The sequence below is a fragment of the Rhodoferax sp. TS-BS-61-7 genome, from assembly GCF_002943465.1.
GTDB lineage: Bacteria > Pseudomonadota > Gammaproteobacteria > Burkholderiales > Burkholderiaceae_C > Allorhodoferax.
The window spans coordinates 127,398-140,121 of the sequence record NZ_PTQY01000002.1; the positions used below are offsets into that span (position 1 = coordinate 127,398).

A 12,724-nucleotide genomic window follows, 5' to 3' on the forward strand; every position below is an offset into this window, starting at 1 on the left:
AAATTGCTGCATGTCAAACCACAATAAAAGGAGACAGACATGCACCCAAGCCGCTGGGCCACCCAGGCCACGCTTTTTGCCGCCAGCCTTTGCGCTGCGCTGATTTCCGGCACTGCGCTCGCGCAGTCCAAAGAGATCAAGATCGCCCATATCTACAGCAAGACCGGCCCGCTGGAAGCCTATGGCAAGCAGACCCAGACCGGCTTCATGATGGGCCTGGACTACGCCACTGGCGGCACCATGATGGTGGCGGGCAAGAAGATCACCGTGATCGAGAAAGACGACCAGGGCAAGCCCGACCAGGGCAAGAGCCTGCTGGCCGCCGCCTATGGGGACGACAAGGTGGACCTGGCCGTGGGCCCCACCGCATCGCCCGTGGCGCTGGCCATGTTGCCTGTGGCCGAGGAATACAAAAAGATTCTGGTGGTCGAGCCCGCAGTGGCCGACTCCATCACCGGTGACAAGTGGAACAAGTACATCTTTCGCACCGGCCGCAACAGCAGCCAGGACGCGATTGCCAACGCCGTGGCGCTGGACAAGGCCGGCGTGACCATTGCCACCATGGCGCAGGACAGCGCCTTTGGCCGCGATGGCGTCAAGGCCTTCCGTGAAGCCATCAAGAAAGCCAAGCTGGTGCACGAGGAGTACCTGCCGCCCGCCACCACCGACTTCACCGCCGGTGGCCAGCGCCTTATCGACAAACTCAAGGACCAACCCGGCCGCAAGGTGATCTTCATCATCTGGGCCGGTGGCAACCCCTTCAAGATCGCCGACATGGACCTCAAGCGCCATGGCATCGAGATTGCAACTGGCGGCAACATCCTGCCCGCCATGGTCGCTTACAAGCAGTTCCCTGGCATGGAAGGTGCGGCCTATTACTACTTTGGCATGCCCAAGAATCCGGTGAACGAAGCCATGGTGGCGCGCCACTACAGCCAGTTCAAGGCACCGCCGGACTTCTTCACCGCCGGTGGTTTCTCGGCCGCCATGGCCGTGGTGACCGCACTGAAAGCCAGCAACGGCGACACCAGCGCCAACACGCTGATCAAGACCATGGAAGGCATGAGCTTTGACACGCCCAAGGGCAAGATGACCTTCCGCAAGGAAGACCACCAGGCCATGCAAAGCATGTACCACTTCAAGATCAAGGTGGACCCGGCCTTTGCCTGGGGTGTGCCTGAGCTGATCCGCGAGATCAAGGCCGAAGAGATGGCCGTTCCGATTCGTAACCAGCGCTAAAAGAATGTGCCCGGCTACCGTGCAGTCGCCATGCGGCGTTGCGCGGTGCTCGGAATCCTCACGTACCGAAGTACGTTCCGGTTCCTGCGCTCCGTGCGCCTTGCCTGACAACTGCCCGCTACACCGTTCCCATTCTTTTGGGAGCCTCTTATATGCTTGAAACCAAAGACCTCACGATCCGCTTTGGCGGCCACGTGGCGGTGAATGCTGTCAGCTGCAATTTCCTGCCTGGCACCTTGACCGCCATCGTCGGCCCCAATGGCGCGGGCAAAACCACGTACTTCAACCTGATATCGGGCCAGTTGCAGGCCACGCAGGGCCGGGTGTATCTGAACGGGGCCAACCTGTCGTCGCTCAGCCCCTCGGCACGCACGCGGGCCGGGCTGGGGCGGGCGTTCCAGCTCACCAACCTGTTCCCCAACCTCAGCGTGCTGGAGAACGTGCGGCTGGCGGTGCAGGCGACGAAGGAAGGCAAGCACCTGCGCGGCCTGAACCTTTGGAGCATCTGGAGCGACCACCGCGCGTTGACCGAACGTGCGCAGCAGATCCTGCAGAGCGTGGCCTTGCACGACAAGCAGGACGCCACCGTGGCCAGCCTGCCGCATGGTGACCAGCGCAAGCTCGAAGTGGCGCTGTTGATGGCGCTGGACCCCGATGTGTATATGTTCGACGAACCCACCGCCGGCATGAGCGCCGACGAGGCGCCCGTGATCCTGAACCTGATCCGCGCGCTCAAGCAAGACCCTACCAAGATCATCCTGTTGGTGGAGCACAAGATGGACGTGGTGCGTGAACTGGCGGACCGCATCATCGTGCTGCACAACGGTACGCTGGTGGCCGATGGAGACCCAACTGAGGTGATCGCGTCACCCGTGGTGCAACAGGCGTACCTGGGCGTGGCCCCTGCTGACAAGGAGGCTGCATGAGCGACAACCTGTTGACGCTGGAGGGCGTGCACACCCATATCGGCGCGTACCACATCCTGCACGGCGTGGACCTGGCTGTGCCGCGTGGCCAGCTCACCATGCTGCTGGGGCGCAACGGTGCGGGCAAGACCACCACGCTGCGCACCATCATGGGCCTGTGGCACGCGAGCCAGGGCCGTGTGGTGTTTGACGGTAAAGACATCACCGCCACCGAGACCCCACAGATTGCGGGCCTGGACATTGCCTATGTGCCCGAAAACATGGGCATCTTTGCCGACCTGACCGTGCAGGAAAACATGCTGCTGGCGGCGCGCAAAGCCAAGCGCGCACAGCACATCGATGCTGAGCGGTTGAAGTGGATCTTCTCGCTGTTCCCCGCGGTGGAGAAATTCTGGAACCACCCAGCGGGCAAGCTCTCGGGCGGCCAAAAGCAGATGCTGGCCGTAGCCCGCGCGATTGTGGAGCCGCGTCAACTGCTCATCGTGGACGAGCCCAGCAAGGGCTTGGCGCCGGCCATCATCAACAACATGATCGACGCGTTTGCCCAGCTCAAGCAGACCGGCACCACCATTTTGTTGGTGGAACAAAACATCAGCTTCGCCAAACGCCTGGGCGACCATGTGGCGGTGATGGACGATGGCCGCGTGGTGCACGCCGGTGCCATGCAGGCGCTGGCCGAAGACGAAGCACTGCAGCGCACGCTGCTGGGGTTGTCACTATGAAAACACTCGACTTTGACTGGAAGCCGCTGGCCCTGGTGCCGCTGCTGGCCGTACTCGCTTTGCCGCTGGTGGGCTCGCCCAGCACCTGGCTCACGCTCACCGTGGCCGGTCTGGCCATGGGCATGATCGTGTTCATCATCGCCTCCGGCCTCACGCTGGTGTTTGGCTTGATGGACGTGCTGAACTTTGGCCACGGTGTGTTCATCGCGCTGGGGGCTTTTGTGGCCACCACGGTGATGGGCACCATGGGCGATTGGACCGGCTCACCAGAGCTGTGGCGCAACCTGGTGGCCGTGTTTCCAGCCATGCTGGTGGCCATGGCGGTGGCGGGCGCCTTGGGCCTGGCGTTCGAGCGGTTTATTGTGCGGCCCGTGTACGGCCAGCACCTGAAGCAAATCCTCATCACCATGGGCGGCATGATCATTGGTGAGGAGTTGATCAAGGTCGTCTGGGGCCCCGCACAGATTGCGCTACCGCTGCCCGAGGGCATGCGTGGTGCCGTGCTGCTGGGTGACGCGGCCATCGAGAAATACCGCCTCATGGCCGTGGTGGTGGGGCTGGTGGTGTTTGCCGCGTTGGCCTGGGTGCTGGGCCGTACCAAGATCGGCCTGCTGATCCGCGCCGGGGTGCAGGACCGCGAGATGGTGGAGAGCCTGGGCTACCGCATCAAGCGCTTGTTCATCGGTGTGTTTGTGGTGGGTAGCGCACTGGCCGGCCTGGGCGGTGTGATGTGGGGCCTGTACCAGCAGACCGTGACGCCGCAGATGGGCGCGCAGGTCAATGTGCTGATCTTCATCGTCATCATCATCGGCGGCCTGGGTTCCACGGGTGGTGCGCTCATCGGTGCCTTGCTGGTGGGCCTGATGGCCAACTACACCGGTTTTCTGGTCCCCAAGGTGGCGCTGTTTTCCAACATCGCACTCATGGTCGCCATCCTCCTGTGGCGTCCGCAAGGCGTCTATCCGGTCGCCAACCGGTAAGGGAATAGATATGTTCAAACGCATTCTTTCCAACGACCTGCCACGCAGCCGCTGGCTCGCGCTGATCCTGGCCGCGCTGGTGCTCGCACTGGCGTTCACACCGTTTCTCTTCCCGGGCGTCAAAGCGCTCAACGTGGCGGCCAAGGTGCTGGTGTTTATCGTGCTGGTGGCCAGCTTTGACCTGCTCTTGGGCTACACCGGCATCGTGAGTTTTGCGCACACCATGTTTTTTGGCATTGGCGCCTACGGCATTGCCATTGCCACCACACGCCTGGGTGCCACCTGGAGCGCGCTGGGCGTGGGCCTGGGGGCATCACTCATCGTGTCGCTGCTGCTGGCCTGGCTCATCGGCCTGTTTTCGCTGCGCGTGCGGGCCATCTTCTTTGCCATGATCACGCTGGCCGTGGCGTCGGCCTTTCTCACGCTGGCCTCGCAGCTGCATGAGTTCACGGGCGGCGAAGACGGCTTGACCTTCAAGGTGCCGGCGGTGTTGTCACCCAGTTTCGAGTTCAGCGAAACCCCGTTTCTGGGTGCCTCGCTCGATGGCCGTTTGCTGTGTTTTTACCTGCTGTTTACCGTGGCCGCGGTGCTGTTCCTCGCGCTGCTGCGCATCGTCAATTCACCGTTTGGCCGTGTGTTGCAGGCCATCCGCGAGAACGAGTTCCGCGCCGAGGCGATTGGTTACCGCGTGGTGGTGTACCGCACCATCTCCAGCATCCTCTCGGCCCTGTTTGCCACGCTGGCCGGCGCCATGCTGGCGCTTTGGCTGCGTTACAACGGACCGGACACCTCGCTGTCCTTCGAGATCATGATGGACGTGTTGCTCATCGTGGTCATTGGTGGCATGGGAACGCTCTATGGCTCCATCGTCGGTGCGGTGTTGTTCCTGGTGGCGCAAAGTTATCTGCAGGATCTGCTGCGGGTGGGCAGCGAGGCGGCGGCGAGTTTGCCCTGGCTGTCGGCCCTGCTGTCGCCCGACCGCTGGTTGTTGTGGCTGGGCGTGTTGTTTGTGTTGTCGGTCTATTACTTCCCCACTGGCGTGGTGGGGCGCCTGCGGGCCGCCAGCCTGGGGAGCAAGGCATGAGCACCGCAGTGCCCACCTCCCATTACCTGCGCTGCGCGGGTTACGAACTGCACACCACCGAATGGGGCGCAGCTGATGCCCCTGTGGTGATCGCCTGGCATGGCCTGGCGCGCACCGGGCGTGACATGGACGAGCTGGCCCGGCACCTGAGCCCGCGTTACCGTGTCATCTGCCCCGACACCCTGGGCCGCGGCCTGAGCCAGTGGAGCAGCAAGCCGGCGCAGGAGTACTGCCTGGCGTTTTACGCGCGCATGGCGGCCGACCTGTTTAACGCGCTAAAAATTGAACGTGCCCATTGGGTGGGCACATCCATGGGCGGCGCCATTGGCACGGTGTGCGCAGGGGGGCTGATCGAGCCGCAACTGCAAAGTCGCATCGTGAGCCTCACGCTCAATGACAATGCGCCCGAGCTGGCCAGTGCGGCCATCGACCGTATCCGTGCCTACGCGGGCAACCCGCCGGCGTTTGACACGGTGCTGGAGCTGGAAGCTTTCTTTCGGCAGGTCTACCAGCCCTACGGCTGGCTCAGCGATGCGCAATGGCGCCACCTGACCGAAACCTCCACGCGCCGTCTGCCCGATGGCCGCGTGACCCCGCATTACGACCCGGCCATGGTGCAGCAATTCACCGCCCACCCGGACGACTACCGCATCTGGGACCACTACGACCAGATCCAGGTGCCTGTGCTGTGCCTGCGTGGTACCGAGTCGGATTTGGTGCTGCCAGAGACGGTCAAAACCATGACCACACGGGGGCCGGGAGCGGTAGGGCGCCTGCAACTGATAGAGGTACCGGGCTGCGGCCACGCACCAGCGCTGAACGTGCCCGCGCAGCTCTCGCTGGTGTCCAATTTCATTGACGCGGCGCAGGCTGCAGCCGCCAAAATTTAAGCCAAATAGGGCACTAGCCCGCGTGGATATTGCGCGAACAGCTCCTGAAATAGGAGCGTTTATAGTTAGCCGCCGATGGCCAGCACCACCGCAGCATCGTCAAACACCACCACGGCGGCCTGGCCCACTTTGAGCTGCAGGCCCGGCGCGCTAAAGCCGACCATCTGCAGCCCGCAGGCCAGCGTGAGCACCACTTCGTCCCCCGATGTGGAGCGCGCCAGCCGCGCCACCGTGCCGTGTAAGCGGTTGGGTAGCGCAGAGCCATTCGCCGGGGCCGCCAGCACCGCCACCGCAGTGGCCTTGGCCAGCGCCAGCACCTCGCTGCCCACTGCCAAGTCCAGCAACTCCGCACTTTCGCGCGTGATGCGCGAGACCAGCGTGCTGCCATCGCTGAGGCGCAGGCGCACCTGCATGGCCCGCCCGGCGCGCTGCAGCGCCACCACCTGGCAAGGCAGCTGGTTGCGCATGCTGGTGCGCAGGCTTAAGGCCGCCAGGCGGGGCGCCACCCCGTCTGCCGGGGCATGGCGTTGGGCGACCTGGGCCAGCGCTTGTTGGCGCAGCGTGGCCAGGGTGTCGGCCGCGTCCAGCAGCTGCAGGCCGGTGGCCGTGAGTTGCGCGCCGCCGCCGCCGCTGCCGCCCACGGTGCGTTCCACCAGCGGGGCACCGGCCAGGTTGGTCAGCGTGTCGATGGCCTGCCAGGCGGCCTTGTAACTCACGTCAGCGCCGCGCGCGGCTTCAGAAATGGAGCCCACCTGGCCAATGCGGCGCAGGATGTCCAGCCGCTTGTCAGCGGCCTCGTGGCCCAGCGCACCGGCCAGTCCGGCGTGGCTCAAAGGGGGGGGAGGTGTCATACAGGCTATGCTACGCTATCCTTTTTTGGAATAGCGATGTTTCTATGGTTTCTATGAACTCTTTGCAAAAAGTGTTGCGTTGGGTGGGTGCACTGGTTGTGCTGACCAGCAGTGCCCTGCATGCCGAAGAAGTCACCGTCGCCGTAGCTGCCAACTTCAGCGCGCCAGTGCAAAAAATTGCCGCTGCCTTTGCCGCGGCCACCGGCCACAAGGCCACCGTGGTGGTGGGCTCCACCGGCAAGTTGTATGCACAGATCAAAAACGGCGCGCCCTTTCACGTGCTGCTGTCGGCCGATGACGAAACCCCCACGCGCCTGGGCAAAGAGGGCGCGGGCGTGGCGGCCTCGCAGTTCACCTATGCCACCGGCCGCCTGGTGTTGTGGAGCCGCCAGGCCGGGGTGGTGGACGACAAGGGGGAGGTGTTGCGCAGTGGCCGGTTTAATCACCTGGCGCTGGCCGACCCCAAGCTCGCCCCCTATGGTGCGGCGGCGGTGGATGTGATGGCCAAGTTGGGCCTGACCGCCAGCCTGCAACCGAAGCTGGTGCAGGGCGAAAGCATTGGGCAGGCGTACCAGTTTGTGTTCAGCGGCAACGCAGCGCTGGGGTTTGTGGCGCTGTCGCAGGTGATGGTGGAGGGCAAGGTGGCCGAGGGCTCGGCCTGGGTGGTGCCCGCCCACCTGCACAGTCCGCTGCGCCAGGATGCCATCGTGTTGAACGCGGGTAAAAACAACGCCGCCGCGGCCGCCTTCATGGCTTTTTTGCGCAGTGATGCAGCCAAGGCACTGATCCGCAGCTTTGGTTACGAAGTCTGAATTGGTAAGCGCGTATGCCCCTGAGTCCTGACGACCTTGGCGCCATCTGGCTGACTCTGCGGCTGGCCAGCGTGACCACCGTGTTGCTGCTGTTGCTGGCCACTCCGCTGGCTTGGTGGTTGGCGCACACGGCCTCGCGCTGGCGCGGGCCGGTGGGCGCCGTGGTGGCGCTGCCGCTGGTGCTGCCGCCCACGGTGCTGGGTTTTTATTTGCTGGTGAGCCTGGGGCCGCAAGGGCCGTTGGGGCAACTGACCCAGGCGCTGGGCTGGGGGCTGTTGCCGTTCACCTTTGCGGGGCTGGTGCTGGGCTCGGTGGTGTATTCGCTGCCCTTTGCCGTGCAGCCCTTGCAGCATGCGTTTGAGTCCATGGGCACGCGCCCCATGGAGGTGGCGGCTACTTTGCGGGCCAGCCCACTCGATGCATTCCTCACCGTGGCCGTACCGCTGGCGCGCCCGGGTTTTGTGACCGCGGCGGTGCTGAGTTTTGCGCACACCGTGGGGGAGTTTGGGGTGGTGCTCATGCTGGGCGGCAATATTCCCGACAAAACCCGTGTGGTCTCCACCCAGATCTACGGCCATGTGGAAGCCCTGCAGTACACGCAGGCACACTGGTTGTCTGGCGGCATGGTGGTGTTTTCGTTTGTGGTGCTGCTGGGCCTGGGTTGGCTCAACCCGCGCGGTAGCAGGCTGCGCCCATGAGCACCGCACCCAACCAGATTCGCCTGCGCCTGCCACGCACCGGCTTCACGCTGGAGGTGGACCTGGCTTTGCCCGCACGTGGCATCACCGTGTTGTTTGGCGCCTCGGGGTCGGGCAAAACCACGGTGTTGCGTTGTGTGGCCGGGTTGGAGCAGGCGGCCCAGGCGCACATCAATATTCATGGCCAAGTCTGGCAAGACGATGGCCAGGGCATCACGCTACCGGCCTGGCGCCGCCCGGTGGGTTATGTGTTCCAGGAGGCCAGCCTGCTGGCGCACCTGGATGTGCGCGGCAATCTGGCCTATGCCCAAAAACGCGCCGCCAAGGCCAGCAGCCGCCACCAGGCCCTGCTGGCGCTGGAGACCGCCATCGACCTGCTGGGTCTGGCACCGCTGCTGGCGCGCCAGACCGCCGATCTGTCGGGTGGCGAACGCCAGCGCGTGGCCATTGCCCGCGCACTGGCCACCCAGCCCGAGCTGCTGCTGCTGGACGAACCCCTGGCCGCGCTGGACCCGGCGCGCCGCCAGGATGTCTTGCCCTGGCTGGAGCGGCTGCGCGACGAACTGCACATCCCCATGCTGTATGTCACCCATTCGGTGGACGAGGTGGTGCGCCTGGCCGACACCCTGGTGGTGCTGGCGCAGGGGCGCGTGCAGGCCAGCGGCCCGGCCGCCCAGGTGCTGGCGCAGGTGGACGTGCCCCTGGGTCTGGGGGACGAAGCCTCAAGCCTGCTGCACGCCCGGGTGGCGCAGGTGGATGCGGCCTGGCACCTGGCCCGGCTGGAATTTGCCGGCGGCAGCCTGTGGCTGACAGACGCCGGGCTGGCCGTGGGCACGGCCGTACGCTTGCGTGTGCTGGCGCGCGATGTGAGCCTGGCCACCCAAGAGCCGGCGCACACCAGCATCCAGAACGTGTTGCCCTGCACGGTGCTGGCCATCGCCGACGACAGCCACCCCGCGCAGGCGCTGGTGCAGCTGGGTTGTGGCCCGGACCGCCTGCTGGCGCGGGTGACCCGGCGCTCGGTGCACACGCTGGGGCTGGCGGTGGGGCAGCCGGTGTGGGCCCAGGTCAAGGCGCTGGCCTTGGCCAACTGAGTTTTTTGTGAAAAACAGCCCCAAATTCACCCGTTTGGGGGAGTGACAGGGGCGATTGACGGGGCTACGCTGGTGCATTCTTTTTTGATGCACTGCAGCACGAATTTAGCCCCTCTTATGCTCGCTTACGCGCCCCCCGACTCTTCTGTGCCTGTGATGCAGGTGCTGCACCAAGCCCAGCTGGCGCTGAAACACGGGGATGTGGCCCACAGCCTGGTGCTGGCTAAATCGGCTCTGGCCCGTGCGCAAGCCGCGCACGACCTGCCGACCGAGGCGCGCTCCCTGCTGGCCTTGTCCCAGGCGGACCGCATGGTGTCGCGCTTTCGGCGCGCCCAAGAAACTGCGCAGCGCGCGGCCACCCTGTTCCAGATGTGCGAGGACACCCGGGGCGAGGCCGAGGCCCTGGCCACCCTGTCGCACACCCTGAGCGTGATGGGCCATAGCGAAGAGGGCGTGGAAGCCGCCTTGCTGGGCCTCAAGCTTAATGCCGATGCGCCCTCGCTCTCGCAAGCGCTCTCATACAACTACCTGGGCGTGGCCTACGCCTGTGGTGGCAGCTTCGACCGGGCCGATGCCGCCTTCCGCACCGCCATTGGGCTGTTGGAAGACAACGGCCACTGGATGGAAGCCTATTTGCCACGCGTTAATCAGCGTGCCATGGAGGTCAGTCGCTGCTTTTTTGACCGGTATTACCAGGGCCAGTTTGCTTGCCTGGAGCGGCTGGGCAAGCTGCGCCGCGCCAGCGTGCGTACCACCCAGGCGGCGCCCAATCTGCTGGTGTTCCAGGGGGCTTATCTCAAAACCCAGGCCTTGCTGGGCCTGAGCGACGGTTTTGAAGCCTGCTGGCTGGGCGACCTGGCCACCGCACAAAGCCATGCCGACTTTGCCCAGGCCGCAGAAACCCGGGGCGACGCCAACCCCTCGGTCACGCTGATGGAGCTGTGGTTGCGGGCCGAGATTGCCTGGGCCGCCCGAGACTGGCAACTGGCCGAATACCACTGCCACCGCATGATGCAACTGGCCATGTCCATCGACAACGAGCACATGGTGAGCATTGCCTATTTGCTGCTGGCCCAGATACTGACCGCCCAGGGCAAAGAGCGTGCTTCGCAGGTGCAGCTGCGTGCCCTGAAGCAGCGCGAAAACGACCTGCGCCACGCCGCACTGCAGCAGCGCGAGGAGCGTATTGAATGGCAACTGCAGGCCCGCGCCAGCCGCGCCACGGCACGCCGTCTGGCCCAGCAAGCACAGCAGCTGGAGCAGTTGGCGATGGAAGACGCGCTCACCGGCCTGTTTAACCGCCGCTACCTGGAACGCATGGTGCCCGACCTGCTGCGCAAGGGCAGCGAGCGCGGTCTATCGCCTGCCATGGCCTTTGTGGATGTGGACTACTTCAAACGCATCAACGATCGGTTTTCCCACCAGGTGGGCGACGCTGTGCTGCAGGAGCTGGCGCAGATTCTGCGCAGCTTTGTGCGCGAGGGGGATGTGCCCGTGCGCCTGGGGGGCGATGAATTTGTGGTGGCTTTTGCGCATGTGGAAGAAGCGGCGGCCCATGGCCTGGCGCAGCGCATTCAGGATGTCGTGGCATCCCACCCCTGGGAGCGTCTGCGCCCTGGGCTCAGCGTGAGTGTGAGTGTGGGCCTGGCCGGTGCACAAAGCGGTGACAGCCTGCGCAGCTGGCTGCACCGCTGCGACGTGGGCATGTATGTCGAAAAAGACACCAGGCATCAAAGCCTGGGTTAGCCCTTATGGAGGCTGCGCAAGCAGCTCCCGAATTGATAGCGTTTTAGCTCTTGGCGCCCGCCATCAGTGCGGCAAAACCTACAAACACCCCACCCGTTAGCCGGTTGAAGGCCCGCATCACACTGGCCCGCTGCAGGTAACGCGCCAACTGCTTGCCACTGGCGGCGTAGACAAAGTACCAGCTCACCTCCACCACCGCAAAGGTGCCCAGCAAAATGCCAAACTGCGGCAACTGGGGTAGCGCCGGGTTCAAAAATTGGGGAAAGAAGGCCGCGGCAAACAAAATGGCCTTGGGGTTGCTGGCCGCCACCAGCGCACCCTGGCGGTACAGCGCCCAGCTGCTCAGCGTCGCACCCAGGTTGCTGCCTTGGGCTGCGCCATCCGAAGGGTTGCTCTCCTGCACCGGGCTGCGCCACACCTGCACGCCCAGGTAGGCCAGGTAGGCCGCACCGGCCAGGCGCAGCGCGTCAAACACGGCCGGGAATGCTTGCAACAGCGCCCCCAGTCCGGCAGCCGACAGGCTCAGCATCAGCATCAGCGACGTCATGCAACCCGCCATGCTGGTCACCGCGCCGCGCAGGCCCTGGCGTGCACCGGTACTCATCACCAGCAGCATATTGGGGCCGGGCGTGGCCGACACCACAAACGTCATCATCACAAACAGCCACCAGGTATTCAGGCTCATGGGTTTTGTCCTTGGGTTGGGTTTTCAGTAATGGGGTGGCAACTCGTCGCGCAGGTTGCGCGCGGTAGCCGGTTCGCTGGCCTGCTGGCGCAGGTGTGTCAGTTCGCGCACCAGCAAGTCGATCTGCTCCTGCTGGCGAACAATAATTTTGTCCAGCTGGTCCAGCGCGTCTTCGGCAAAGCTGGCCTTGATCTCCAGCTCGGTCAGGCGCTGTTCGGTGCGGTCGGTAGTATCCATAAGCGCTATTGGACACCATGCGCGAGTCGTTAAATTGTTTCCACCTGTTTCAGTTAGTTCTTTGGAGCTAATGGGGTACGAATTGGCGAACTTACACTGCGCACGCCCGACCGGGCACACCCCACCAAACCCTGGCGGCGGTGCACAGCAAAACAGGGAGTTCCTTTGACATTCAAACCCACCGCACTGCTCGCAGCCATGCTGCTTGCCACCAGCGCGCAGGCCGCCCAATTCGATTTCAGTGGCAACATTGCCAACCACAATGACGTGGTGCAAATCAGCTTCTCGCTGGCCAGTGACGCCACCAACGTCAAGGTCTGGACCGACTCCTACCTGGACGGTGTGAACTTCGACCCCATCACCGCCGTCTGGTCGCAAGCTGGCAGTGGCTGGAGCCTTGTGGAGCAGAACGACGACAACCCCACCATCGTTCCCGGTCTGACCAAGTTTGACTCCGGCCTGACCTTCAGCAGCCTGGCCGCTGGCAACTACCTGTTCACCATCGCCACCTACAACAACTGGGCCAATGGCACCACGCTGGCGCAAGGCTTCAAGTTCGATAGCCAAACCCCCATCCCCTTGGCTATTTGGGACCAACCTGCCAGCACCGTGAACATGGGCACCCGCTACAGCGTGCACCTGTCGGGTGTGGACGTGGCCGCCCCCGTGCCCGAACCCGAAACCTACGCTATGCTGCTGGCAGGCTTGGGCGTCTTGGGCTGGGCCCGCCGCCGCCAAGCCAAACAAGCCTGAGCGTTTG

General features: G+C 64.2%; 14 protein-coding genes. 11 read left to right on the plus strand and 3 right to left on the minus strand.

All coding sequences use genetic code 11. From position 1 onward, the window contains the following. Window positions 1-39: 39 nt before the first annotated feature. The 6 genes from C5F53_RS06425 (at window position 40) to C5F53_RS06450 (ending at window position 5,841) form a co-directional block, all read left to right on the plus strand. Complete coding sequence (locus C5F53_RS06425; protein ID WP_105260549.1) at window positions 40-1,239, plus strand: substrate-binding domain-containing protein; 1,200 nt, start codon at window positions 40-42, stop codon at window positions 1,237-1,239. A gap of 152 nt (window positions 1,240-1,391) precedes the next feature. Then, window positions 1,392-2,165, plus strand: coding sequence for an ABC transporter ATP-binding protein (locus tag C5F53_RS06430; protein WP_105260550.1), 774 nt, complete (start codon window positions 1,392-1,394; stop codon window positions 2,163-2,165). After that, window positions 2,162-2,887 carry an ABC transporter ATP-binding protein gene (locus C5F53_RS06435; protein WP_105260551.1) on the plus strand — a complete coding sequence of 242 codons (726 nt, stop codon included), beginning with the start codon at window positions 2,162-2,164 and terminating at the stop codon, window positions 2,885-2,887. The genes C5F53_RS06430 and C5F53_RS06435 overlap by 4 nt, the downstream gene beginning before the upstream one ends. Beyond that, complete coding sequence (locus C5F53_RS06440; RefSeq protein WP_105260552.1) at window positions 2,884-3,867, plus strand: branched-chain amino acid ABC transporter permease; 984 nt, start codon at window positions 2,884-2,886, stop codon at window positions 3,865-3,867. Before C5F53_RS06435 ends, C5F53_RS06440 begins: the two co-directional genes overlap by 4 nt. A 10-nt stretch (window positions 3,868-3,877) precedes the next feature. Continuing rightward, a complete protein-coding gene (locus C5F53_RS06445; protein ID WP_105260553.1) occupies window positions 3,878-4,951 on the plus strand; it encodes a branched-chain amino acid ABC transporter permease in 1,074 nt (357 codons plus the stop codon). Next, complete coding sequence (locus C5F53_RS06450; protein ID WP_105260554.1) at window positions 4,948-5,841, plus strand: alpha/beta fold hydrolase; 894 nt, start codon at window positions 4,948-4,950, stop codon at window positions 5,839-5,841. Before C5F53_RS06445 ends, C5F53_RS06450 begins: the two co-directional genes overlap by 4 nt. A gap of 65 nt (window positions 5,842-5,906) precedes the next feature. Here the strand turns inward: C5F53_RS06450 and C5F53_RS06455 are convergent, their stop codons facing one another. Next, window positions 5,907-6,692 (minus strand): TOBE domain-containing protein, encoded by a 786-nt coding sequence (locus C5F53_RS06455; protein WP_105260555.1) that lies wholly within the window; start codon window positions 6,690-6,692, stop codon window positions 5,907-5,909. A 53-nt stretch (window positions 6,693-6,745) separates the two neighbouring features. Here C5F53_RS06455 and modA point away from each other — a divergent pair, with 53 nt between their 5' ends. The 4 genes from modA (at window position 6,746) to C5F53_RS20670 (ending at window position 11,042) form a co-directional block, all read left to right on the plus strand. Next, the gene (modA, locus tag C5F53_RS06460; protein ID WP_105260556.1) at window positions 6,746-7,504 is read left to right on the plus strand and encodes a molybdate ABC transporter substrate-binding protein; all 759 of its coding nucleotides are present in this window, start codon (window positions 6,746-6,748) and stop codon (window positions 7,502-7,504) included. A gap of 14 nt (window positions 7,505-7,518) precedes the next feature. After that, window positions 7,519-8,202: a molybdate ABC transporter permease subunit gene (gene modB, locus C5F53_RS06465; protein ID WP_105260557.1), complete on the plus strand. Its 684-nt coding sequence runs from the start codon at window positions 7,519-7,521 to the stop codon at window positions 8,200-8,202. Beyond that, entirely contained in the window at window positions 8,199-9,296 is a 1,098-nt protein-coding gene (modC, locus tag C5F53_RS06470; RefSeq protein ID WP_105260558.1) for a molybdenum ABC transporter ATP-binding protein, read from the plus strand. The genes modB and modC overlap by 4 nt, the downstream gene beginning before the upstream one ends. Window positions 9,297-9,413: 117 nt before the next feature. Further along, window positions 9,414-11,042, plus strand: coding sequence for a GGDEF domain-containing protein (locus C5F53_RS20670; protein ID WP_161499894.1), 1,629 nt, complete (start codon window positions 9,414-9,416; stop codon window positions 11,040-11,042). 43 nt (window positions 11,043-11,085) lie between these two features. On the opposite strand, the gene C5F53_RS06480 is transcribed toward C5F53_RS20670, so the two are convergent. Both C5F53_RS06480 and C5F53_RS06485 read right to left on the minus strand, forming a co-directional pair. After that, window positions 11,086-11,727 (minus strand): LysE family translocator, encoded by a 642-nt coding sequence (locus C5F53_RS06480; protein ID WP_105260560.1) that lies wholly within the window; start codon window positions 11,725-11,727, stop codon window positions 11,086-11,088. Between the two features lie 24 nt (window positions 11,728-11,751). Next, window positions 11,752-11,964 carry a SlyX family protein gene (locus C5F53_RS06485; RefSeq protein WP_105260561.1) on the minus strand — a complete coding sequence of 71 codons (213 nt, stop codon included), beginning with the start codon at window positions 11,962-11,964 and terminating at the stop codon, window positions 11,752-11,754. Window positions 11,965-12,129: 165 nt separating this feature from the next. Here C5F53_RS06485 and C5F53_RS06490 point away from each other — a divergent pair, with 165 nt between their 5' ends. Then, a complete protein-coding gene (locus C5F53_RS06490) occupies window positions 12,130-12,717 on the plus strand; it encodes a DVUA0089 family protein (RefSeq protein WP_236635273.1) in 588 nt (195 codons plus the stop codon). Window positions 12,718-12,724: the final 7 nt, after the last annotated feature.